The organism is Sphingomonas sp. URJC2 (assembly GCF_059803575.1).
This window is the reverse complement of record NZ_JAPFGX010000001.1, coordinates 90599-114874: the sequence shown is the minus strand read 5'-3', so window position 1 is coordinate 114874 and position 24276 is coordinate 90599. Positions and strand designations below refer to the sequence as shown.

At 66.2% G+C, this 24276-nt stretch carries 19 protein-coding genes and 1 tRNA gene; 5 read left to right on the top strand and 15 right to left on the bottom strand.

The annotated features are described in order from the left end of the window. Window positions 1–51: 51 nt before the first annotated feature. Window positions 52–858: a DUF1134 domain-containing protein gene (locus OPU66_RS00540; RefSeq protein ID WP_498551648.1), complete on the bottom strand. Its 807-nt coding sequence runs from the start codon at window positions 856–858 to the stop codon at window positions 52–54. 189 nt (window positions 859–1047) lie between these two features. On the opposite strand from OPU66_RS00540, the gene OPU66_RS00535 reads away from it, so the two are divergent. Continuing rightward, a tRNA-Ser gene (locus OPU66_RS00535) sits at window positions 1048–1140 on the top strand. Between the two features lie 227 nt (window positions 1141–1367). Here the strand turns inward: OPU66_RS00535 and OPU66_RS00530 are convergent. The 10 genes from OPU66_RS00530 to OPU66_RS00485 all read right to left on the bottom strand — a co-directional run bounded on the left by OPU66_RS00530 (window position 1368) and on the right by OPU66_RS00485 (window position 12352). Further along, entirely contained in the window at window positions 1368–2234 is an 867-nt protein-coding gene (locus tag OPU66_RS00530; protein WP_498551647.1) for a hypothetical protein, read from the bottom strand. Between the two features lie 88 nt (window positions 2235–2322). Then, a complete protein-coding gene (locus OPU66_RS00525; RefSeq protein WP_498551646.1) occupies window positions 2323–3189 on the bottom strand; it encodes a hypothetical protein in 867 nt (288 codons plus the stop codon). 88 nt (window positions 3190–3277) lie between these two features. Further along, window positions 3278–4144 carry a hypothetical protein gene (locus tag OPU66_RS00520; RefSeq protein WP_498551645.1) on the bottom strand — a complete coding sequence of 289 codons (867 nt, stop codon included), beginning with the start codon at window positions 4142–4144 and terminating at the stop codon, window positions 3278–3280. A gap of 575 nt (window positions 4145–4719) precedes the next feature. Then, window positions 4720–5841, bottom strand: coding sequence for a cobalamin-independent methionine synthase II family protein (locus OPU66_RS00515; RefSeq protein ID WP_498551644.1), 1122 nt, complete (start codon window positions 5839–5841; stop codon window positions 4720–4722). Further along, on the bottom strand, window positions 5838–6638 hold the full coding sequence (locus OPU66_RS00510; protein WP_498551643.1) for an alpha/beta fold hydrolase: 801 nt from the start codon (window positions 6636–6638) through the stop codon (window positions 5838–5840). Before OPU66_RS00510 ends, OPU66_RS00515 begins: the two co-directional genes overlap by 4 nt. A gap of 60 nt (window positions 6639–6698) precedes the next feature. Further along, on the bottom strand, window positions 6699–7244 hold the full coding sequence (locus tag OPU66_RS00505; protein WP_498551642.1) for a VOC family protein: 546 nt from the start codon (window positions 7242–7244) through the stop codon (window positions 6699–6701). 29 nt (window positions 7245–7273) lie between these two features. Then, a complete protein-coding gene (gene wrbA / locus OPU66_RS00500) occupies window positions 7274–7876 on the bottom strand; it encodes an NAD(P)H:quinone oxidoreductase (protein WP_498551641.1) in 603 nt (200 codons plus the stop codon). Between the two features lie 12 nt (window positions 7877–7888). Next, window positions 7889–10111 carry a TonB-dependent receptor gene (locus tag OPU66_RS00495; RefSeq protein WP_498551640.1) on the bottom strand — a complete coding sequence of 741 codons (2223 nt, stop codon included), beginning with the start codon at window positions 10109–10111 and terminating at the stop codon, window positions 7889–7891. Between the two features lie 269 nt (window positions 10112–10380). After that, window positions 10381–11211, bottom strand: a complete 831-nt coding sequence (locus tag OPU66_RS00490) for an IclR family transcriptional regulator domain-containing protein (RefSeq protein WP_498551639.1) — start codon at window positions 11209–11211, stop codon at window positions 10381–10383. Beyond that, window positions 11192–12352, bottom strand: a complete 1161-nt coding sequence (locus OPU66_RS00485) for a CaiB/BaiF CoA transferase family protein (protein ID WP_498551638.1) — start codon at window positions 12350–12352, stop codon at window positions 11192–11194. Before OPU66_RS00485 ends, OPU66_RS00490 begins: the two co-directional genes overlap by 20 nt. Window positions 12353–12443: 91 nt before the next feature. Here OPU66_RS00485 and OPU66_RS00480 point away from each other — a divergent pair, with 91 nt between their 5' ends. After that, window positions 12444–13223 carry a citryl-CoA lyase gene (locus OPU66_RS00480; protein WP_498551637.1) on the top strand — a complete coding sequence of 260 codons (780 nt, stop codon included), beginning with the start codon at window positions 12444–12446 and terminating at the stop codon, window positions 13221–13223. Between the two features lie 216 nt (window positions 13224–13439). Next, a complete protein-coding gene (locus OPU66_RS00475) occupies window positions 13440–14312 on the top strand; it encodes a class I SAM-dependent methyltransferase (RefSeq protein WP_498551636.1) in 873 nt (290 codons plus the stop codon). Between the two features lie 30 nt (window positions 14313–14342). Here OPU66_RS00475 and OPU66_RS00470 read toward each other — a convergent pair whose 3' ends face one another. From OPU66_RS00470 to OPU66_RS00455, 4 genes are all read right to left on the bottom strand, one after another. Further along, complete coding sequence (locus OPU66_RS00470) at window positions 14343–15599, bottom strand: MFS transporter (protein WP_498551635.1); 1257 nt, start codon at window positions 15597–15599, stop codon at window positions 14343–14345. Between the two features lie 69 nt (window positions 15600–15668). Further along, window positions 15669–16481 (bottom strand): 2-keto-4-pentenoate hydratase, encoded by an 813-nt coding sequence (locus OPU66_RS00465; RefSeq protein ID WP_498551634.1) that lies wholly within the window; start codon window positions 16479–16481, stop codon window positions 15669–15671. A gap of 48 nt (window positions 16482–16529) precedes the next feature. Further along, the gene (locus tag OPU66_RS00460) at window positions 16530–17885 is read right to left on the bottom strand and encodes a mannitol dehydrogenase family protein (protein ID WP_498551633.1); all 1356 of its coding nucleotides are present in this window, start codon (window positions 17883–17885) and stop codon (window positions 16530–16532) included. Continuing rightward, on the bottom strand, window positions 17882–19411 hold the full coding sequence (locus tag OPU66_RS00455; RefSeq protein WP_498551632.1) for a UxaA family hydrolase: 1530 nt from the start codon (window positions 19409–19411) through the stop codon (window positions 17882–17884). The genes OPU66_RS00460 and OPU66_RS00455 overlap by 4 nt, the downstream gene beginning before the upstream one ends. Before the next feature lie 242 nt (window positions 19412–19653). Here OPU66_RS00455 and uxaC point away from each other — a divergent pair, with 242 nt between their 5' ends. Further along, window positions 19654–21066: a glucuronate isomerase gene (gene uxaC, locus OPU66_RS00450; RefSeq protein WP_498551631.1), complete on the top strand. Its 1413-nt coding sequence runs from the start codon at window positions 19654–19656 to the stop codon at window positions 21064–21066. A gap of 319 nt (window positions 21067–21385) precedes the next feature. Then, entirely contained in the window at window positions 21386–24223 is a 2838-nt protein-coding gene (locus OPU66_RS00445) for a TonB-dependent receptor (protein ID WP_498551630.1), read from the top strand. The last annotated feature ends 53 nt before the right edge of the window (window positions 24224–24276 follow it).

The window sequence follows — 24276 nt, the reverse complement described above, 5'->3', positions numbered from 1 at the left end:
GCCTTTATCCGGCGCGCGGTTTCCGTCGCGCGCCGGCCCGGTCGGTGCCGGTCAGAACGGGAACCAGTTCTGCTTCTCGGTGAACTTCATATAGCCGACATTGGCCCCCAGCCGCATGCCGACGCCCAGCCGGATCGGGATCAGCACCACATCGCCTGACCGCAAATAGCTCGCGGTGAAGCCGCCGATGAAATAGGCGGTTCCCTGCCCGGCCGGAAAACGCTGATAAAGCTCCTGGCTGTCGTGCAGATTGTAGACGAGCACGAACGTCCGCCCGGCATCGCCGCCGGCGTCGAAGCCCACCGACGGCCCGGTCCAGTAAACCGGGCGCTGGCCCTCGACCGCGTGGAACAGCGTGCCCGATCCGTAACGCAGCCCGACAACCAGCGCGCCGCCCGCCTCGCGCCCGGTGATATAGGCGCTGGGCTCACCCTGATCCTTCAACACCTTGCGAATAATGTCCGCCAGGCCCTTGGCCCCCTTGCCGAAAACCCCTTCGGCAGCGCCGATCAGATCATCCTCGCGATACGCCTTGACGTTCGGCGAAGGCGGCACCGCGGCGGGTGTCGCCGGGGCGCTGCCGCCCGGCTGGGGGGGAGCCGGCTCAGCCGGGATCGATTGGCCCGGCCCCGGCTGGCCCGGCGGGCTGGTGTCGCCATAATAGATTGTCTCGGCCGGCGGTGTTGCGGGGGCCGGGACCGGCTGGGTGCGGGGCGCGAGATCGGCGTCGATCGCGCTGTTGGGGTCGATGGTCTTGACCTGCGCCACCCCCGCCACCGGCGCGGCGGCGATGCCCAGCGCCAGCGACGCCATCATCGCCGCCCGGAGGCCGTGCCGGCCCTGCTGCGTGATCTTCATGCCCTGCGTCCCTTTTTCCGTCTCGTGCATATGCCTGCCCCGGCTGCTGCCGGGGCGTCCCCAATGGTTAAGCTAGCCCAACCTGTCTGGAGGGTGAATATCCCCGCCGCACGCGCCATGCCGAAGTTTGTCACGCCCCCGGTTGATCCGCGCGCCGCCCCCGGCTATAGCGCCGCTTCCGCCGCATCCGGAGACGTGGGTGAGTGGCTGAAACCAGCGGTTTGCTAAACCGCCGTACGGGGATTACTCGTACCGAGGGTTCGAATCCCTCCGTCTCCGCCACCGCCTTTTGAGCGCGGTTCGCGCGCGCTCCTCATAACGGGCTTGGGCGCTTCTGAGGCGCTGCAACGGCGTCGTTTTCTTCAGGGCTGCCTCGACAAGCATGTCGCCCCGGGTCGCGCGCGACATTCGGCTTGCCCGGTTGTTATCTTGCCAGCGCTACGAAGTGCCACAACATTGACGGCAGCTAACTTCACAGACCGCAAAAGCCGGTCGTAAGTTCCACGCCTTCATGAATATGAATGTCGAAAGGGCAGTCCGAATTGGTCGGAAACGACACTGTCTGTTCCGTAGATTTTGAGCGGTGGGCGACGACCAAATGTGGCCGAGCACTGATCCAAGCGCGCCCGTTCGAGCGGAAAGGGGTCGAACAGGATCCGTTTGGTGGGATCCTCGGTGATCGAGCCGAGAAAGCCGGCCTCGCGGACCGCCTCGGCGAAACGCGGAGAGACGAATACATCCCGGAAACCGAGCAGTTGAAAGACGTCCGCCTGTTCGAAAGGTGAGCTGGTCAGAACGAGCGGCCCGAGAGACGAATAGAGTGTTATCCGCTGCTCGGGCGCCCCCGGCAGGTCATGGCGCACGAACGGGCCCTCGGCCCGATTGTCGGTCGATCGCACGGGATCGATCAGGTCCAGCCGGTGGAAAATGTTCCAGATATGATATTGGCCCCGGACGATCTCGCCGCCGCCGATCTTGTCGGTGCCCCGGCGCTCGTCCCAGTCGCGCTTCGAAAGGTCGATCGACACGGGAATGAACTCGGACCGGGGGCAGGTGAAGGGTTCGACGAACGCTTTCACCTCGGGCCCGACGAGAAATGCGCCTAGCATGTGCAGCGCAGCGAATTGCGGGACGCGCGCCGGATCCCTGACCGACGCACTGATGAACAGTTCGCCGTCGATATAGGGCAGCAGCGAACCGCGATTGAGGGCACTGACGCGAGGCGGAAAGGCAAGCAACGGCCCCTTCGGCCCCGGCGCGGTGCGCACCTCTCCCGACAGGAAAGCCTTGAAACCCGGATTCGATGCCAGACACAGGAGCGTCTCGCAAGGGCGCTCGCAATCAGCCTCGGTCAAAGCCATTTCGGCGGCGGTCATCGGATCAACTCCTTGTTCGTTCGGGATACAGATGCCTGAGCCACGACCGCTTGTCAGGCGGCAGAGATCGATCAGAAGTTCCACGCCTTCATGAATATGAATGTCGAAAGGGCAGTCCGAATTGGTCGGAGACGACTATGTCTGTTCCATAGATTTTGAGCGGCGGGCGGCGACCAAATGTGGCCGAGCACTGATCCCAGCGCGCCCGTTCGAGCGGAAAGGAATCGAATATGATCCGTTTGGCGGGATCCTCGGTGATCGAGCCGAGAAAGCCGGCCTCGCGGACCGCCTCGGCGAAACGCGGAGAGGCAAACACTCCATCGAAACCGAGCAGTTGAAAGACGTCCGCCTGTTCGAAAGGCGAGCTGGTCAGAACGAGCGGCCCGAGAGCCGAATAGAGCGTTATCCGCTGCTCGGGTGCCCCCGGCAGGTCATGGCGCACGAACGAGCCCTCGGCCCGATTGTCGGTCGATCGCACGGGATCGATCAGGTCCAGCCGGTGGAAAATGTTCCAGATATGATATTGGCCCCGGACGATCTCGCCGCCGCCGATCTTGTCGGTGCCCCGGCGCTCGTCCCAGTCGCGCTTCGAAAGGTCGATCGACACCGGAATGAACTCGGACCGGGGGCAAGTGAAGGTTTCGACCAACGCTTTCACCTCGGGCCCGACGAGAAATGCGCCTTCCATGTGCAGCGCAGCGAACTGCGGGACGCGCGCCGGGTCCTTGACCGACGCACTGATGAACAGTTCGCCGTCGATATAGGGCAGCAGCGAACCGCGATTGAGGGCGCTGACGCGAGGCGGAAAGGCGAGCAACGGCCCCTTCGGCCCCGGCGCGGTGCGCACTTCCCTCGACAGGAAAGCCTTGAAACCAGTATTTGATCGCAAGCGCAGGAGCGTCTCGCAAGGGCGCTCGCAATCAGCCTCGGTCAAAGCCATTTCGGCGGCGGTCATCGGATCAACTCCTTGTTCGTTCGGGATACAGATGCCTGAGCCACGACCGCTTGTCAGGCGGCAGAGATCGATCAGAAGTTCCACGCCTTCATGAATATGAATGTCGAAAGGGCAGTCCGAATTGGTCGGAAACGACAATGTCTGTTCCGTAGATTTTGAGCGGTGGGCGACGACCAAAGTTGGCCGAGCACTGATCCCAGCGCGCCAGTTCGAGCGGAAAGGGGTCGAACAGGATCCGTTTGGTGGGATCCTCGGTGATCGAGCCGAGAAAGCCGGCCTCGCGGACCGCCTCCGCGAAACGCGGAGAGGCAAACACTCCACCGAAACCGAGCAGTTGAAAGACGTCCGCCTGTTCGAAAGGTGAGCTGGTCAGAACGAGCGGCCCGAGAGACGAATAGAACGTGATCCGCTGCTCGGGCGACCCCGGCAGGTCGTGGCGCAAGAGCGGGCCCTCGGCGCGATTGTCGGTCGATCGCACGGGATCGATCAGGTCCAGCCGGTGGAAAATGTTCCAGATATGATATTGGCCGCGGATGATCTCGCCGCCGCCGATCTTGTCGGTGCCCCGGCGCTCGTCCCAGTCGCGCTTCGAAAGGTCGATCGACACGGGAATGAACTCGGACTGTGGGCAGGTGAAGGTTTCGACGAACGCTTTCACCTCGGGCCCGACGAGAAATGCGCCCAGCATGTGCAGCGCAGCGAATTGCGGGACGCGCGCCGGATCCCTGACCGACGCACTGATGAACAGTTCGCCGTCGATATAGGGCAGCAGCGAACCGCGATTGAGGGCGCTGACGCGAGGCGGAAAGGCGAGCAACGGGCCCTTCGGCCCCGGCGCGGTGCGCACCTCTCCCGAAAGGAAAGCCTCGAAACCGGGATCCGATCCCAAGCGCAGGAGCGTCTCGCAAGGGCGCTCGCAATCAGCCTCGGTCAAAGCCTTTTCGGTGGCGGTCATCGGATCAACTCCTTGTTCGTTCGGGATACAGATGCCTGAGCCACGACCGCTTGTTCTGCCTCCTGAATCAGGGCGTGAAAACCCATGGTGACTTAGGCCATCTCGGCATCACGGCGAGGATGGATATGGCCGCACAGTCGAATTTTGGCTGCATCCCAGCGGGATTGCACCTGCCAAGGTTTATCGAACAGAACCGCGCAGGGAGATGAAAGCAAAGAACGACACCGGCCTGGACAACAGGCAGTTGAGGCGCGCTGGTTTTGCCTTTGCGTATGGGGCTAGCTGCCCGTCATTGCTCGCAGGCTGCGCGCCAGGACCGGAAGCTGTCTTGAGGGGCTTGCCGCCACTGACTCCCGCATTGGCCGGGCTACTTCGTCAGGCCCGACGCGGAGACGATGTCGCCCGCCTGGAACTCGGCCGGCGCGTCGCGGCCGGGCACGGCGTGGCCGCAAGCCCCGCGCTCGCCTGCCGAACCTTCACGGTTCATAGCGAGGGCACGCGGACCGAGTTGTTCGTCGAGGAGGTCCTGAAAGGCAGCGGGGCCGTTGCAGCGCCTCCGGAGCGCCCGCCGGTCGTCAGAAGCGGCGGCGCGCAATCTCCGCGCCTTGGGCGAGGGCGGCGAGCTTGGCCCAGACGATCTCGGGATCGAGCGCATTGCTGCCTGCGTGCACCGAAAAGCCGCAATCGGCCCCGGCCATCACCCGGTCGGCCCCGATGAGGTCGGCATAGCGGCCGATGCGCTGGGCGATCAGTTCGGGGTGCTCGATATAGGGGCTTTGCGGCTCGACCATGCCGGGGCACAGGATCTTGTCATCGGGCAACTGATGGTCGGCGAAAAAGGCGTATTCGTGCGCGTGGCGCGGATTTGCCCCTTCCAGCAGCACGGTCTGCGGCTTGGCCTGCCAGACGATGTCGGCGATCTCGCTCAGCGCCACATCGCAGTGGTGCGGGCCGGGATAATTCCCCCAGCACAGGTGCATGCGCAACTGCTCGGCGGGGATGTTGCGGAGCGCGTGGTTGAGCGCGGCGATGTTCATGCCGATGCGCGTGCGGAACTCGGCGAGGCTGAGATGGGTGAACTGGACATGGCGGCCCATCGCCAGATCGGGGCAATCGACCTGCAGGGTGATGCCCGCCGCCGCGATCGTTTCATATTCGTGGCGCAGCCCCTCGGCCAGCGCGAACACATATTCCTCGTCGGTCGCATAATATTGGTTGGGGAAGAACAACGCGGTCACGCCGGGCGACGCCGCCGACATGAAGGTCGCATGGCCGTTGGCGAGGCGCTTCAGCCGCGCGGCATCGATGCGCGGGGCATCCATGTCGATGACCGCGATGGGCGCGGTGCAGGCCGGTGCCGAGCGCCTGGCGCGGCCCTTGTTGCCGAACACCTGCGCCTTGGCGCCGGGAAACTCCTCGAGATCCTGGAACTCATATTGCCCCGCCTCGCCGCCAAAGCCCGACAGGCGGTGCTTGATATAGGTGGCGTAGGACGGCTTGGACTGTTCGCCATCGTTGACGATGCTGACCCCCGCCTCGATCTGGCGCTTGATAACATAGGCCGTCGCGTCCTCGACCGCCGCGTCGAACGCCGCCTCGGACACCGGCTCGCCCCCTTCGCGCGCGAACACGAGGTCAAGCAGCGCCTCGGGACGCGGCAGGCTGCCGACATGGGTGGTCGGGAAACGGATGGTCATGGCGCGGGCTTTTCCTTGGGGGTGGCACACAGGCGCAGGAAGCTGCCAATCGCGGCATCGAACCCCTGCGGATTGTCGCAATTGGCGAGATGGCCCGCCGCCGCGATCTCGGCATGGCGGCCATGCGCGGCAACGCGGCCAAGCGCGGCGGCACAGGCGCGCCGCCACGGCGTATCGAACTGGCCGGCCAGCGCCAGCACGGGCACGGCAAGCTGTTCGAGTGCAGCGCGCGGCAGGGCCGGCGGATCGGAAGGCGTGAGCAGATCGCGCCCGTCATAATCGGCAAGCATCGCGGCGGCGCGTGCGGCGGCTTCGGGCGTGTGGGTCTGCATCAGCGGGTGCGCCGCCCAGTCGCGCCGCATCGCCGCCACATCGCCTGCGGCCACCAGCGCGCGGTAGGCGGGCAGGTCGATCGTCTCGTCGCGGGCAACAAGGGACGGGAGCGGCGCGCCGGAAACCACCAGCCCCGTCAGGCGCGACGCAAACCTGCGCGCCATGTCGAGCGCCACCACCGCGCCCTGCGACAGCCCGACCAGCGCAAAGCGGTCGAACCCCAGCGCATCGGCGATCGCGATGACATCATCGGCCTCGCGCGCCAGATCGCCCGGCGCGGTGGCGCGCCCGTGCCCGCGGCGATCGGGCATGACGAGCAGGAACCCCCTGCCCAGCCCGGCGATCTGCGGCTGCCACATCCGGTGATCGAGCGTCCAGCCATGGAGCAGGATGACGGGCGCACCCTCCCCCGCCATCACGAACGGAATGGTGCCGCCAGCAACCGCGACCTGGCCCCGCCGCACAGCGCCCGCATGCAAGGGGGAACGGGCGGCAAGCATCGGCGGCAGCCCTTCCCCGCCGGTTCAGGCAGCTTCGGCGGCGCGGAACGGGTTGTTGTTGCGGTGATCACCTGCCAGCCAGCGCTTCAGTTCGGCATGGGCCCCGGCGCGACGCCCGGCATCAAGCGCCGCGGCACGCTCGTCGTCATGGGTGAACTCAAGGATCATGCCGTTGGGATCGGTGACATAGAGCGAGCGGCAATAGCCATGCTCGAGCACATAGGTCTGCGGCTCGGTGATGCCGGCGGCGGCGATGCGGCGGGCGAGTTCGGCCTGCCCGTCGGCATCGACATGCAGCGCGATGTGGATGAACGGGCTGGCCGGCATTTCCGGGCCGAATTCGGCCTGATCTTCGGGATCGGCGAATTGGAAGAAGGCGAGCGCGCTGCCATCGGCCAGCTCGAAGAACACATGGCAATAGGTGCGCTCCTTGCCGAACAGCTCGTCCTTTTCGCAATAAGTGGCCATCAGCGGAAAGCCGAGCACGTCTTCATAGAATGCGCGCGTGGCCTCCAGATCCTTGGTCACATAGGCGGTGTGGTGCAGGCGGTTGGCAAGGATCCTGGTCATGATGCTCTTTCCCTCAGTCCCTGAAACATTCAGGCGGCCAGCCTGGCCGCGATCTGTGCGACATGCGCGCCCTGGAAGCGCGCGCCGGCCAGCTCGTTGTCGCTCGGCATCCGGCGGCCGTCATTGCCGGCGAGCGTCGAGGCCCCGTAGGGCGTGCCGCCGCTGATCTCGCCCATCTCGGCATTGCCCTCGAAGCTGTAGGGCAGGCCGACAATCACCATGCCGTGATGCAGCAGGGTGGTGTGAAAGGAAGTGATGGTGGTCTCCTGCCCGCCATGCTGGCTGGCGGTAGAGACAAACACGCTGCCGACCTTGCCGACCAGCTTGCGGGCGAACCACAGGCCGCCGGTCTGGTCGAGGAAGTTGCGCATCTGTGCCGCCATGTTGCCGAAACGCGTGGGGGTGCCGAAGATGATCGCATCATAATCGGCCAGTTCGTCCGGGGTGGCAACCGGCGCTGACTGGTCGAGCTTCATCCCCGCCCCTCTGGCGACCTCATCGGCCACCAGCTCCGGCACGCGCTTCACGGTGACCTGGGTGCCGGCAATGCTCGCCGCGCCTTCGGCAACGGCTGCTGCCATTGCCTCGATATGGCCATAGCTCGAATAATAGAGCACCAGCACCTTGGTCATGTCTGCGATCCTTCAGAACTTGAAGCCGATTTCGGCGCCATAGCGGCGCGGACGGGCGCGGAACACGAAACCGCCCGGCGAGAATTCGGCGTTATAGGTTTCGTCGAACAGGTTCTGCGCGAACGCGGTGATCGACAGCCCATTCTTCAGCGTCACGCCCGCGCGCGCATCGACGATGTCGACCGGCTGGCGCACGGTGGTGTTGAACGGTTCCCACCAGGTCTTGCCGGTCCGGCGGTAATCGATCCGCAACAGGCCATCGACCGTGTCCGAGATCGGCCCGGCATATTGCATGCCAAGGTTCAGCGTGTAGCGCGAGATTTGCGGGGCCTCGTTGCCGATCACGCTTGCATCGGCAAAGTCCTTGATCTCGCTGTCGGTCACGCCGATCGCGGCGTTGATGTCGAGATTGGGCAGCACTTCGGCGGTTGCTTCCAGCTCGAAGCCGTTGATCCGCGTCTCGGGGATGTTGCCGAGATTCTGGGTCGAGGACTGGGCAAGGAAGACGAAGAAATAGCTGTTCCTCGACAGCGTGGTATAGGCCGCACCCGCCAGCCGCACCGGACCGAGCTGGGCCTTGGCGCCGATTTCGAACGTGTCGGCGGTTTCAGCGCGGAAGATGTCGCCGACGCCGACGATCGCGTTGTTGACCGCCTCCGCACCGACGCCGGTCTGGTTGAAGCCGCCCGAGCGGAAGCCGCGCGAATAGCCGCCATAGAGGGTCAGATCGCGGCTCGGCTCCCAGGTCAGGGTCAGCTTGGGCTGCCAGTCGTCGAACACGGCGGTGCGCACCTCACCGCTCTGCGCCTGCGGCACGCCCGGCACCACCGGCAGGAAGCCCTGCGGGGTCAGCGTCGTCTGGCGGCGCCGGTCGCGATCATAGCGCAGGCTGGCATCGACGCGGAACTTGGGCGACAGCTCATAACCGGCATTGGCAAACAGCGCCCAGGCGAAGTTATTCTGCCCGTCCGACAGAAAGCTGAACTGCGGATTGAGCGGATTGGTCGAGGGCGTCCGGAACACCGGGAACACGCCATTGCCAGTATCGACCATGTTGCCGGTCGAAATGAAGCGCTGGGTGTCGATCAGATAGCCGCCCACCATCCAGTTGAACGCCCGCCCATCCTCGGGCGACGCCAGCCGCACTTCCTGGCTGAAGGCCTTGACGTCCAGAAACTGGCTTTGATTGAGGTCGAAGCCGTTGCCGGGGCCGAGGATCGTCTCGAACAGGTTGAAGAAGAAGCTGTCTGCAATCGGCAGAAAGTCGAACGCATCGCCGGTCAGGATCTCCTGCAGCGTGTCGTAGGACGAGATCGATGTCAGGACCGCATTGTCGCCTGCATATTCGACCTTGAGCGAGACATTGTAGATATCGCGGTCGTTCTGGCCGGGATTGTTCACCCGCACATCGGCGACATCGTTCACATCGCCGACGATGTTGTAATAAAGGCCCTGTGTGCGCAGCTGGTTGACCGAGCCGCGCAGGTCGAAGGTCAGCCGGTCGCTCGCCTCGACCAGCAGATTGGCGCGCAGCGAGAAATCCTCGACCGGATCGGCATCCTCGCCCAGGAAGGTGTTGGGGATGAAACCGTCGGTGTTGTAATAGGATCCGGCGACGCGGAAGGCGACATTGTCGGCCAGCGGCCCGCTCACCCCGCCGCGCAGGAAATAGCCGAAGCCATTGTCGATCCCGGCGGTGATGTTGCCGGAGAATTTGTCGGTCGGCTTCTTGGTGGTGATGATGATCGCCCCGCCAATGGCGTTGCGCCCGTAAAGGCCGCCCTGCGGGCCCTTCAGCACCTCGATCTGGGCGATGTCGAACAGGTCCTGGTTGAACTGCGCGGGGTTCACCTGCTGCACCCCGTCGACGATCACCGCGACGCTGGGCTCCGAATTGCGGTTCTGGGTGATGCCGCGGATGATGACGAACGCATTGCCCGCATTCTGGGTCTCGACCAGATTGACGTTGGGGGTGAGCGCGATGAAGTCCGCCGGCCGCTCGATCCCGGCATTCTGGATCGCCCGGGAATCGAACGCGGTGACCGCCGCCGGCGTATCCTGCAGGCTTTCCTCGCGGCGCAGGCCGGTGACGATGATGCTCTGATCCTCGGCCTCTGGCGCTGGCGGCGTGGCGGCGCTGGTCTGTGCCGCAAGCGGGGCGGCATATGTCGCGGCCGCCAGACCCGCGGCAGCAAGCGCGACGGAACTGACGATCCTGGAGCCCGGATTGGTCATGTCTCTCTCCCCTGTGGACGCTTTGCGCCCCTTCTTTGGTCCCCTGCGAAGCTGTTCGCTTTCTTCGGTCCCCTCCGACACTGCCCATCTATAAACTTCGCATTGCGAAGTCAACTTCGATATACGAAAACAACGACGGCAGTGCCGGCGCGCCATGCGCCGAACAGGGCACGGCTCATCCCCCCGCTCATGCGCGGGTCATTGTCGGATCATCCGGGGGTGGCCGGACAGGCGATGCCCGGACCGGGGGAAACTGTCCCCGCTGACCGCTAGGGCTTGAGCGCGGCTTCCAGCGCCGGCCAGCGCCTGAGCGTCGCCTCGATCTCGCCCGCCGTGGCGCGCAGCAAAGGCAGGCGGGTGCGCACCAGCTCGTCCTGAGAGATGCGGGTGGTGGAGGTCGAGCAGTTGATGCTCGCGATCACCCGCTTGTCGCGCCCGAAGATCGGCACCGCCACCGACACGATGCCATAGTCCAGTTCGTCGAGCGCGGAATCGTAACCGCGTTCGGTGATCAACTTCAGCCGCTCGCCGAGCGCCGACCGGTCGGTCACCGTGCGCTCGGTAAAGCGCTGGAACGGCGCGCCGGACAGCAAAACGGCGCGTTCGTCGTCGGGCAGATAGGCGGCAATCGCTTTGCCGAGCGATGTCGCATGGAACGGAAAGCGCGTGCCCACCCCGGCCGCGACCCGGAACCGCCGGTCGGTCGAGACATGGGCGACATAGAGGATGTCGGTGCCCGCCAGCACCGCGAGGCTGGCGCTGTCTCCGGTCTGGTCGCGCAGCACCTGCAACGGGGGCAGCACCACCTGCTCGATCTGCATCGAGGCGAGAAAGGCCGATCCGATCGTCAGCACCGCCGGGCGCAGCAGGAACTTGCGATCATGCTGCCCGACATAGCCAAGCTCGACCAGCGTGATCAGGCACCGCCGCGCCACCGCCGGGGGCAGGCCGGTGACGGCCGCCACCTCGGACAGGGTCATCTCCGGATGATCCTCGTCGAACGCCTTCAGCACGCGCAGGCCGCGTTCGAGGGTCGAGAGGAATTCGGGGTCCTTTGCCCCCGCTTCCTTCCGGCCTGGTTCAGCCCCTGCGAGTCCCATGCTTAGGCCTTTCGATGCTGCGGCGGATGTCCGCGTCGTCGGCGCCCAATACGGGCGGTGCGGTGACGCTGTCCATGCGCTCGCCATCGAAGCTGAGCGGAAAACGGATGGTGCGGAAAGGGCCATGCGGGCCATCGGGGTCGCTCACCTCGATGCCGAGCGCCTTGGCCTGCGCGCTTTCCAGCACTTCGGCCGAATTATGGACCGGTGAGTTGGGCACTTCGAGCCGGGTGAGCTCGGCCGCCCATTCGGCCCGCGGGCGGGTGGCGAAGATCGGCGCGAGGAAGGCGACGACATCGTCATAATGGGCAATGCGCGCCTCGCGGCTGGCAAAGGCGGGGCGCGCGAGCATGTCCGGCTGGCCGACAGCGGTCGCCAGATTTTCCCAGAATTTGGGCGGCGAGGACATGTGCAGCGCGATCCATTGGCCGTCGGCACATTCAAAGACATAGCTCTGCGACACGTGCGGGCGGCTGTAGGGCCCCATCACCTGATCGGCCGACAGCAGATGGGTGAAATCATCGAGGTTGAAATGGCACATGGCCTCGAACATCGAGGTCTCGACCAGCCGCCCCTTGCCGGTCCGGTGCCGTTCGTTGAGCGCGGCCAGGATGCCGAGCGCGGCATAGAAACCGGTCATCGCATCGGCAATCGCCGGGCCGACGACGCGCGGATGCGCGGGATTGACCAGCAGCCGCAAAAAGCCCGATGCGGCCTGGGCAACGGTGTCGAAGGCGGGCCGGTCACGGTCCGGCCCCTCGTTGCCGAAGCCCGAGATCGAGGCATAGACCAGCCGCGGGTTGATCGCCTGCAACCGCGCCGCATCGACATTCAGCCGCCCCGCCACGCGCGGGCGGAAGTTCTGGATGAACACATCGGCATCGGCGACAAGCCGGTCGAGCACCGCAAGATCGTCCGGGTTCTTGGGGTCGATGGTGATCGAGCGCTTGTTGCGGTTATAGGTCTGGAAGTGCGGCGAATAGAGGCCGCCCTTGAAGCTGCGGAACGGATCGCCCGTGCCCGGCTGCTCGACCTTGATGACATCCGCGCCGAGGTCTGCGAGCAGCATCCCGGCCGCCGGGCCAGTGATGAAGGTGCCCATTTCGAGCACGGTAACGCCCGCGAGAGGTCCTGCCTTCATCCGCCCGATCCCAACTTCTTGCCTTGCCAATATGGTCAGGGTATATTCTTCGAATAACGAAATCAACTTCGTATAACGAAAAGAGTGCATCATGCGCATTGGCAAGCAGGACAACGCCGTCACCTCGATCTGCACCTCGGATGCCACCAGCATCACGGTGCGCGGGCTCGACCTGTGCAGCGAGGTGATCGGCCGGGTCGATTTCACCAGCTATTTCTGGCTGCTGGTGACCGGCCACATGCCCAGCCCGAAGCAGAAGGCGCTCGCCGATGCCGTGCTGTGCGCGATTGCGGAACACGGGCTGGTGCCCAGCGTCGTCGCCTCACGCATGACCTATGCCGCGGCCCCCGAGGCCTTTCATGGCGCGGTTGCCGCCGGGCTGCTCGGCTGCGGCTCGGTCGTCTTGGGCAGCGCCGAAGTCGCGGGCAGATTCTATGCGCAGGTGGTGGCCGATGCCGAAGGCGGCGATCCCGCCGCAACGGCCGTCGCTGCGGTCCGCGCGCTGCGTGCCGAGAAAAAGGCGATCCCCGGCTTTGGCCACCCGCAGCATTCAGACGGCGACCCCCGCGCCCACCGCCTGCTGGCGCTCGCCGCCGAGCATGGGATGGCGGGCAGGCATATCGCCATGCTGCGCACGATCGAGCGCGTGCTTCCCGAGGCCATTGGCCGCGCGCTGCCGATCAACGTCAATGGCGCGATCCCGGCGGTGATGCTCGATGCGGGCTTTCCGCTCGCCGCGCTCAAGGGCATCTCTTTGCTGGCGCGCACCGCCGGCCTGATCGCGCACCTGCAGGAAGAGAGCGAACGCCCCATCGGCTTCATCATGTCGGGCGCGGCCGCCGGACGGATCGGGTTCGAAAGCGAGAGCTGAAACCGCTTCGCGATCACGCCGCGATGCGATCATGAACCCGGTGCCGTGGCGCGGCAGGGCGTGCGCGCGGGCGACCGGCTGCCGCGCCGGGATCGCCTGCTGAGCCGCGGTCCATTCCCGTGGTTCCGGATTTTTCCGCCTTTGCCGCGGCGTGATGGTTAACGCGCCTATAAGACTGTCAGGGCCGGCAGCCGGCGACAGCATAGGGGCGTTTCAGTGAGCAGCTTTGGAACGTTTATCGATCCCGACACGTCGTTGCAGGACGTGGCTGATCCGGCCGCCCGACTGGGCGTGAGGGTTAACTCCGGCTTTCAGGCGCGCGGCCTGTTCGAGATGTTCCGTAACAGGAACAAGATTTTCGACATGATCGCCGACCGGATTGCCGAAACCGATCTTCGTTACGAGGATCAGTGCTCGGCCAAATATTATTTCGATCTTGTCAATGTTCTGCGGGATTTCAACGGCAGCTTCGACCGTCTGGTCGAGGTCGGCGTCTATATGGGCGGATCGTCGTCGATTTTCGCCGGGTGCATGGGCAAGTTTGATTTCGACCTTGATCTGGTCGACATCAACCCGCCCTTCCTGCAGTTCGCCTATGAACGGATCCGCCGCACCTTTCCCGAAGCGGTCGGCCGCGTGCGGCTATTCCATGGCGACGTGCCCTCCTATGTCTGCCATGTGATGCTGGAAGCCCATGGCATCCGCCACATCATCCACCATGACGGCGCCCATGATTTCAATCAGGTGGTGAAGGACATGGCGGCGCTTTATTATGCCCGCCATTCGCTGTTCGCGATCATCGCGCAGGACACGCATCTGCGCGGCACCATCGAGCATATGAACTTCGTCGATCTGGCGATGTATGCGGTGTTCGGCACCGATCTCAAATATGCGCCGATCGGCGAGGCCTATGCCGAGGGCACCGACCTGTGCCACCCCAATATCTATCAGGGCAATTATTTCATGCCGGGCGCGGCCGAGGGCTTTGTGCTGCCGATGGCCGCCAATCGGTTCGTCTATCCGCACCCGGCGCTGCGCATGGACGATTTCCTGCCGCCGCCGCGTGAGCGAGCGGCGGCTGCCGCCTGATGCCGGTTCCGGGTCATCCCCCGGCCCGCCTCAGTCGCCCGACGGTTCGTCCAGCTTCGGGGCGAGCAGCTGGATGATGCCCAGCGCGATCAGATAGACCGAGCCGGCGACGATGAAGATCAGGCTGTAGGTGCCGATCCGTTCCAGCACCTGACCGATATAGAGCGAGAAGATCATCCCCCCGACCGCGCCCGCCGTGCCGCCGATGCCGATGACGGAGCCGACCGCCTTGCGCGGGAACATGTCCGACGGCAGCGTGTAGAGATTGGCCGACCAGGCCTGATGCGCAGCGGTGGCGAGGCTGATGATCGCCACCGCGACCCACAGATTGTCGACCCATTGCGCAAAGAAGATCGGCGTCACCGCCAGCGCGCAGCCGAGCATCGTCACCTTGCGCGCCGCGTTGATCGTCCAGCCGCGCTGGATCAGCCGCGACGAGATCCAGCCGCCGACAATCGAGCCAAGGTCGGACACGACATAGATCACCACCAGCGGCGGCCCGAAGGTCTTGAGATCGAGCCCGTGGCGCTTGACCAGAAAATCGGGCAGCCAGAACAGGAACATCCACCAGATCGGGTCGGTCAGGAACTTGCCGGCCGCAAACGCCCAAGTCTCGCGCCGCCCGAGCAGGCGCGACCAGGGGACGCGCGCCGCCGGATCGGCGGGGTCGCTTTCGATATAGGCGAGTTCGCCCGCCGACAGCCGCCGGCTTTCACGCGGCCGCCGGTAGAGCGCCAGCCAGGCGACCAGCCAGATCAGGCTGACCGCACCGGTGATGACGAACGCCCCGCGCCAGCCATAAGCGAGCGTCAGCGCCGGCACGATCAGCGGCGTGACAATCGCGCCAACATTTGCGCCGGCGTTGAAGATTCCGGTTGCAAGTGCCCGTTCGCGCTTGGGAAACCATTCGGTCACCGCCTTCAGCCCGGCAGGGAAATTGCCGCTTTCGCCGATGCCGAGCAGGAACCGCACACCGGCAAAGCCCGCCACCGAGCCTGCCGCGGCATGCAGCATGTGCGCCCCCGTCCAGATGATGAAGGCGATGGCATAGCCGAGCCGCGCGCCGATCCGGTCGACGACATTGCCGAACGCGACATAGCCGAGCGCGTAAGCGAGCTGGAACCAGAACACGATGTCGGCATAGACGGTCTCGGTCCAGCCGAACTCGGCCTGCAATGTCGGCTTGAGCAGGCCGATCATCTGCCGGTCGACATAGTTGATCGCGGTCGCCGCAAACAGCAGCGCAACGATCACCCAGCGGTGTCGCCCCGTTTTTGGAACCGGCATCTTCGGAACCGGCATGGCGGCCATGGTGTCCGGCATTCTGAACCCCTCCCCTTGGCGCGGCCGGCCGTCTCAGGCGCGGTCTGGCTGCGCTTCGATCAAATCGCAGGCGATGCTGAACCGCCCGCCGAAATCGGCCTCGACCCGCTGCCCGGCCCGCGCATCATGCACGCCGCCGATCGCGCCCGAGGAAATCCACTGGCCGGGGCGCAGCGCGATGCCGCGCGCGGCCATCAGTTCGAACAGGAAACGCGCAGATCCGATCGCCCCGTCGGGAAAGGCTGCCGCCTGCCCGCGTCCCACGGCCTTGCCGTCAATCAGCGTGGTCACGTCCCATTGTTCAAAGCCGCTGGTGCGCCAGTCGGGCACCGCCGGGCCGATCACCAGCCCGTTATTGTTGCCGAAATCCGAAATCACCACCAGCGGCCCGAGCGCGTTGATCGTGGCGAGCGGCGAGCTGGCAATCTCGATCCCGACATGCACGGCGTCGATCAGCGCAGCGGCCTCGTCCAGACTGAACCGCGTCTGGCCAGCCGGCGGCACCGCGCCGATGCGCAGCAGAAACTCGGCCTCGCCGGCGGCGAACCCGCCGCTGAACACCGGCATCGCCACCGCCTCGCCGGTTGCTGCCCCCGTCGCGGCGAAGATCGGCCCGGCCAGCCGCTCGGTGCCGAGCGTGTCGGACAGCGGCGGCAGCACCCTGCCGACCTTCCAGCCGATGACCTCATGGCCCCAGCCGGCAATCGCATGGTCCTGAATCCGGTAGGCCTCGGTCAGGTCGACCGGCTGGCACCCCGGATAATCGGCCAGCGGCGCGGCCGCGCGCCTGGCCGCGAGAAACCGGCCGGCAATGTCGGCGGGATCGCCAATGGGCAGTTCCTGCACGTATCCTCCTCCGCTTTCCCGATCAGCTATTGGAAACCGGTGTCATAATCAACTGCCTATCGCCAGCCCGGCGTCGTCGGCAAGGGCGGACGCCGCGCGCAGGATCGCGGCGCGCGCCGGGGCGGCGGCGACCAGCGCGGCGGGAAACACCGCCCGGCAGGCCAACAGCGCCTCCAGCGGCGCCGGCTCCCGCGCCCGTGCGGCCAGCTCGGCGGCGAGCGGATCGGTAAGCGCCCGCCCCGCCCGGCTTTCGCGGATGACAAACACCATCCAGCCGGCCACCGCCCGCGCCAGCAGCGCGAACGGCGTGCCCCGTCGCAGGGCCTCGGCAATCGTGTCGAGCAGGCGATAGGGCAGCTTTTGCGATCCGTCCCAGGCGATCTGGGCAAGCCGATGGGCGATGGCCGGGTTGCGGAACCGGTCGCGTATCTCGCGGCCATAGCCGGCCAGGTCGAACGCGCCCGGCGCGGTCGCCGGGATGATTTCGTCGTCGATCAGTCGTTCGATCAGCGCTGCAAGCGCCGGATCGGCCATCGCCCCGGCCACTGTCTCATGCCCGGCAAGCAGCCCCAGATAGGCAAGCGCCGAATGCGGGCCGTTGAGGATGCGCAGCTTGGCGCGCTCCCACCCCGCGACATCGCGGGTCAGGATCACCCCCGCCGCCGCCAGATCGGGAGCACCCGGCGGCAAAATGTCTTTTACCACCCAGGCGGCATAGGCTTCGCGCTGCACCGGGCAGCGATCCTCCCAGCCACAGGCGTCCTGCACCCGCGCGCGCAGCGCATCGTCGGTCGCCGGGGTGATCGAATCGACCATGGTGTCGGGAAACGCCGCCTCGCCGGCGATCCACTGCGCCAGCTCCGCATCGCGCCGGCCGGCCAGCGCCAGCACGGCGGAACGCAGCTTGCGGCCATTGCCGGTCATATTGTCGCAGCATAGCACCGAAAACGGACTCAATCCGGCCGCGCGCCGGTCAGCCAGCGCCAGCACCAGCCATCCGGTCAGGCTGACCGGCCGGTCGGGATGGGCGAGATCATGGACGATATCGGGATGGCCGAAATCGACCTGCCCGTCCGGGCCGAGGCAATAGCCTTTCTCGGTCACCGTCGCGGTGACGAGCGCGACGCCAGGCTCGGCCAGCTGGGCGCGCAGCCCGGCGCGGTCATCGGGTCCGAACAGGCGGCGATGGACGTTGATCGGGCGATATTCGGGCGTCTCGTCCAGAATGGCGAGGGTGTAGCGCCCCTGTTGCCGGCGCAGTGCGTCGATGGTCCCGGCGGAGCGCAGCGCGGCAGCGGCGATGCCCCAGCGCGGGTCGAGGCGGCACAGCCGGTCGACATAATCGGCCTGATGCGCGCGGTGAAACGCGCCCGGGCCGAAATGGACGATGCCGACGCCGCTCACAGCGTCACGCCCCGTTTCCAGATTGCGATTTCGCGCTCCCCGGCCCGTTCGGCCGCGGTTGGCGCGCCCGAGGCGATATCGGCAATGCAGCGCCCGAGATCGTCCGCCGCCGCATCCGGCCCCGCGGCCAGCACCTGGCCGGCGTCGAAATCGATCCAGCCGGGCTTGCGCAGCGCCAGCGCGCTGTTCGACGCGATCTTGATCGTGGGCGCGGGAAAGCCGAGCGGCGTCCCCCGCCCGGTGGTGAACAGGATGACCGTCGCGCCTGCCGCGACCAGTGCGGTCGACGACACGGCATCATTGCCCGGTGCTTCGAGCAGGGTCAGCCCGGCGCGCCGCACCCGCTCGCCATAGCGGCGCACATCGGCGACGCGGGCATGGCCGCCCTTCTGCACCGCACCCAGCGACTTTTCCTCGAGCGTGGTGATGCCCCCGGCGATGTTGCCGGGGGACGGATTTTCGGACACCGGATGGCCGGCGGCGAGGAAATGGCGCTTCATGTCGTTGACCAGCCCGACAATGCCGTCGAACACATGCGCGTCGGCCGCGCGGTCCATCAGCAATTGTTCGGCGCCGAAAATCTCCGGGATTTCGGTCAGGATCGCGCGTCCGCCTGCCGCCACCAGCCGGTCGGCGATCCGCCCGAGCAGCGGGTTGGCGGTCAGGCCGGAAAACCCGTCCGATCCGCCGCATTTGAGGCCGATGACCAGATCGCCGAATTCAAGCTCCTCCCGCCGTGCCAGCGCGGCGATGCGCGCGAGCGCATCGACCGCCGCCAGACCGGCGGCCACCTCGTCGGCCTCACTTTGGGCATGGACGGCGCGGATGCGCCCGCGCTGCTCCTCCGGCACTTGCGCCAGCAGCTGGTCGAGCTGGTTGGATTCGCAGCCCAGACCGAGCAGCACCACCCCGGCGGCATTGGGGTGGCAGGCCAGGCTTGCCAGAATGTCGCGCGTTCCCGCCAGATCGTCGCCCAGTTGCGAACAGCCGAACGGGTGGGTGAGCGCATGCACGCCATCGACCTGCCCGGCATGGCGGGCGGACGCGATGGCCGCGATCCGGCTTGCCGTCCGCGCGACGCAGCCGACTGTGGGGATGATCCAGATCTCGTTGCGCGTCGCCGCCCGCCCGTCGGCGCGCCGATAGCCGCGAAACCGGGGCATCGCCACGCGCGGCAGCGGCCGCACCGGCGCGGGGTTGAACGCATAGGTGGACACGCCGCCCAGCCGCGTGGCGAGATTATGGCTGTGGACATGATCGCCCGGCCTGATCGGCGCGGTCGCCGCCCCGATCGGGAAGCCGCCCTTGATCACCGCCTCGCCAGCCGCCGCCGGCCGCAGCGCGACCTTGTGCCCGACCGGGATGTCGGCCCGGATCGCCACCGGGCCGGACGGCCCGGCCACGACGCATCCCGCCGCCAGCGTCACCAGCGCGACGCCGACCATGTCGTGCGGATCAAGGACCAGCAGGTCGCGGCAGGACTGCGGCGTCACGCGGTCGGGGCGCTCGGGCAGGGCATCGGTCATGTGGCCTTTGGAGCCGATCACGGTAACCGGTGTCAATAGCGGAGACGTCCGATCCGGCGATGGGCAGCCCCGGCAGGCCGCACTGGCAAAGCTGGTCGCGCCCGCCGCCGGGCGATGCGGCGGACAGGGCTTGCAGGCCCATCTGACACCGGTTACCAGCCAGAGCTGGCGGCCATGGCGTGGCGACATCCGGTCCCACATGCTGTCCGGCCCCGAAATGCACGAACCAACGCAGGAAGACGATGCCGCGCCCTTTGAGCCTTGATCCGGACCGGCTGTTTCCGGCTGATCCCGCAACCCGTTCGATTGCGCGCGCGCTCTACCGCGAGATTGCCGGGCTGCCGATCATCAGCCCGCATGGCCACACCGATCCAGCCTGGTTTGCGACCAACGCACCATGGCGCGATGCGACCGAGCTGCTGCTCGCGCCCGACCATTATCTCTACCGGATGCTCTACAGCCAGGGGTTGCCGCTCGACGCGCTGGGCGTCGCCAGCCGGCGCGGCCCCTCCCCCGCCGATCCGCGCGCGGCATGGCGGCTGCTGGCCGATCACTATCATCTGTTCCGCGGCACGCCGTCGCGGCTGTGGCTCGACCATGTGTTCGCCGATCTGTTCGGGATCCAAGTGCTGCTCGGCCCCGATACGGCCGATCATTATTATGACTGCATCGCCGCCGCGCTCGCCCGGCCCGAATTCCGCCCGCGCGCGCTGTTCGACCGGTTCAATATCGCGCTGCTCGCCACGACCGAGGGGCCGCACGATACGCTTGCCCATCATGCGGCGATCCAGACGTCCGGCTGGCCGGGGCGTGTCGTCACCACCTATCGCCCCGACGCGGTCATCGATCCCGAGCATGAGGATTTTGCCGCGGCACTCGCGACGTTCGGCCAGATCACCGGCGAAGATGTGCATGACTGGCGCGGCTATCTGGCCGCGCACCGCAAGCGCCGCGCCGATTTCCGCGCCGCAGGGGCGACCGCGACCGATCATGGCCATCCGACGGCGCGAACCGCCGACCTGCCCCCGGCCGAGGCCGAGGCGCTGTTCCGGCGGGTCGTCACCGGCCGCTGGTCGCCCGCCGATGCCGAACTGTTCCGCGCCCAGATGCTCACCGAAATGGCGGCGATGAGCGTGGAAGACGGCATGGTGATGCAGATCCATCCGGGGGCGGTGCGCAATCACAATCGCTGGCTGCACACCCATTTCGGCCGCGACCGCGGGGCCGACATCCCCAGCCGCACCGATTATGTCGAGGCGCTGCGCCCGCTGCTCGACCGGTTCGGCAACCGCAGCGATCTGACCGTCATCGTCTTCACCCTGGATGAAAGCAGCTATGCGCGCGAGCTGGCCCCGCTTGCCGGACATTATCCGTGCCTCAGGCTCGGCCCGGCCTGGTGGTTCCACGATTCGCCCGAAGGCATGCGCCGGTTCCGCGAGATGACGACCGAGACCGCCGGCTTTTACAACAGTGTCGGGTTCAACGACGACACCCGCGCCTTTCTGTCGATCCCGGCGCGCCATGATGTCGCCCGCCGCGTCGATTGCGCGTTTCTGGCGCGGCTGGTGGCCGAGGGCCGGTTGACCGACTGGGAGGCTGCCGAACTGGCGCATGAGCTGACCGACGGGCTGGTCCGCCGCGCCTACCGGCTCTGAGCCGGGCGCGCGCACAGCCAGCCCTGATGCGCAAACGGGCTTGACAGCTGCGGCGGCTGGCTTCAGACCGATGACACCGGTTACTTCGTTTGGTAGTCGAGATGGGCGACCCCGCAGCAATGGTGGGGCGCCCAGAGGGGGGATTATCATTTCTGCACCTCTCCAGTCTCGTAGCCACGAATCCGGCTTTTTCGCGCCGGGTTTGGAAACCGGTGTCAACCGGTTCATCCGGGCAGGGAGGGAGGCAAGAATGGGCGTGCGATTGAGCAGGACTGAACGGGCCGGAACGGAGCAGGCGAGCACGGACCGGGCGCGGGGCATGATCGGGCTGCTGGGCGCAGCATCGCTGCCGGCGCTGGCACTTGTGCTGGCCACCCCGGCACGGGCCAGCGAACCGGCGGCAGTCGCGCCCGATGCCGAAGAGCCCCAGACCGCTGATAGCGCCGGCACGCCGGGCCCTGACATTGTCGTCACCGGCTTCCGCGAAGCGCTGCGCCGCTCGCTGACCGAAAAGCGCGAATCCATCGGCATCGTCGACGTCATCAAGGCCGAGGACATTGCCGATTTCCCCGACAACAATCTGGCGGAATCGATCCAGCGCATCCCCGGCGTCGCGATCACCCGCGACCAGGGCGAAGGCCGCAACATCACGGTGCGCGGCCTTGGCCCGCTGTTCACCCGCGTGCGCATCAACGGCATTGAAGGCCTGTCGACGACCGGCGGTGCCGATGCCAGCGGCGGGGCCAATCGCAGCCGCCAGTTCGACTTCAACGTGTTCGCCTCCGAACTGTTCAACCAGATCACCGTCCGCAAGAGCGCCTCGGCCGATGTCGAGGAAGGCGCGCTGGGCGCGACCGTCGACCTGCAGACCGCGCGGCCGTTCGATTACAAGGAAGATCTGCTGATCGCCGGCAACGCCCAGGTCGGTCTCAACGACCTTTCGGGTGCCGTCGATCCGCGCCTGTCGGCGCTGTTTTCGACCAAGCTGGCCGATGGCACGATCGGCATCCTGCTGTCCGGCTCCTACAGCGAACGCGGGATATTGGAGGAAGGCCCGTCGACGGTGCGCTGGGAGCGCGGCAGCGACAATGGCGGGTTCGCCGCCGCCTCGACCCGCCCGACTGGCGCGACCGCGCCCGGCTTCGGTTTTTTCCATCCGCGCATCCCGCGCTATGACAGCTTCCGTTACAAGACCGAGCGTCTGGGCCTGACCGGCTCGATCCAGTGGCAGCCGAGCGACGAGACGCTGCTGACCTTCGATGCGCTCTATGCGAACTTCAAATCGCAGCGCACCGAACAATATCTCTCCGCACTGTCGTTCAGCCGCTCGGGCACCGGCAAGCCGCAGACCGTGATCCTGCCGGGCGCGGTCGTCGATGCGACCAACAGCCTGGTCGCCGGCACGTTCAACAATGTCGATGTGCGCGTCGAAACGCGGTTCGACCGGCTGGAGACCGAGTTCCAGCAATATACCGCAACCCTGCACCAGGAACTGGGTGAGCGGGTCCGCATCGACCTGCTCGGCGGCTATTCCAAGTCGGATTTCTCCAACCCGATCCAGACGACCGTCGCCATCGATGCCAACAACATCCAGGGCTATAGCTACGATTTCCGCGACAGCCGTTTCCCGCGCTTCGGCTATGGCAGCTTCGATCCCGCCAATGCCGCGGCCTATACGCTGGGCGAAATCCGCCTGCGGCCGCAGTTCGTGCAGAATGATTTCCGCGTCGGCCGCGTGCAGGCCGAATGGGACGCGCTCGACACGGTCAAGCTGCGGCTGGGCGGCGATTACAAACGCTATGGCTTCGGATCGCAGGAGTTCCGCCGCGCGCTCGAAACCGACGTCGCCGGCCTGCTCGCGCCCGGTCAGCTGCCCGGGCTGACCACGCCCTACTCGTTCAGCCGCGGGACGCCGCTCAACGGCTCGCCGCGCACCTTCGCCGCGCCCGACATCGACGCGTTCGAGCGCGCGCTCGGCATCTATTCGAACACCGGGCGGTTTGCACTCACGGGCATCACCAACCCGTCGGCGCGCGGCAGCTTCCGCACGGTCGATGAGCGCGATCTGGGCTTTTTTGCCCAGGCAGTGTTCAACGGCGAGGTCGCCGGCCTGAAGGTCAAGGCCGATGCCGGCGTCCGCTGGGTCGAGACCCGCCAGAACTCGACCGGCTATACGAACACGCCGACCGGCTTCCAGCTGGTCGAAGTGACCCGCAGCTATGACAATTGGCTGCCCTCGGCCAATGTCAGCATCGAGTTTGCCGAAGGGCTGATCGGCCGTGTCGCGGCCGCGAAGGTGCTGGCTCGCCCCGATATCGGCACCGTCAATCCGGGCGGCGCCTTCTCGATCAGCGGCGGCAACCGCACGCTCAACTTCGGCAACCCGTTCATCGATCCGATCGAGGCGACCGATGTCGACATGTCGCTCGAATGGTATTTTGCACCGGAATCCGCGCTGATTGTGGGGCTGTTCTACAAGGACATCTCAAGCTTCGTTGCCACCTCCACCCAGGCGCTGCCGTTCAACCAGCTGGGCCTGCCCAACGCGCTGCTTGACGGCACCGGCGTGCTTCCGACCGACCTGTTCCAAGTCACCCAGCCGGTCAACAGCCGGGGTGGCGAGCTCAAGGGGATCGAAATCGGCTTCCAGGCACCGTTCCGCTTCCTGCCGGGTTTCCTGTCCAACTTCGGCATCCAGGCGAACTACACCTTCGTCGATTCGGACATCGAATATCCGCTGTCGACCGCTGTCGGCGCGCCGGTGATCGTCCAGCCGCTGGTCAATCTGTCGCGGCACGGGGCGAACGGCACGCTCTATTACGAGGACAAGCGCTTCTCGATCCGCGGGTCGGTGGCCTATCGTTCGGGCTTCCTGACCAATGTGCCGGGCCGCAACGGCGTGCCGGTCGGCTCCGCACCGAACTTCAACGCCAGCTCGGGGCGGCCGACCTTCAACGATGTCGAAGGCACCAAGGGCACGATCAACATCGATGCCGCAGCTTCTCTGAAGCTGACCGAGAATGTCACGCTGACCTTCGAGGCGATCAACCTGACCGATGAATATATCGACCAGTTCATCGACAGTGCCGCCGACCGGCTGAGCGTCTACCACCATTTCGGACGCCAATTCTATTTCGGCGCCCGGTTCAAGTTCTGATCGTGCCCCCCGCTCTCCCCCGGCTGTGCCGGGGCGATGAGCCGGGGGGAACC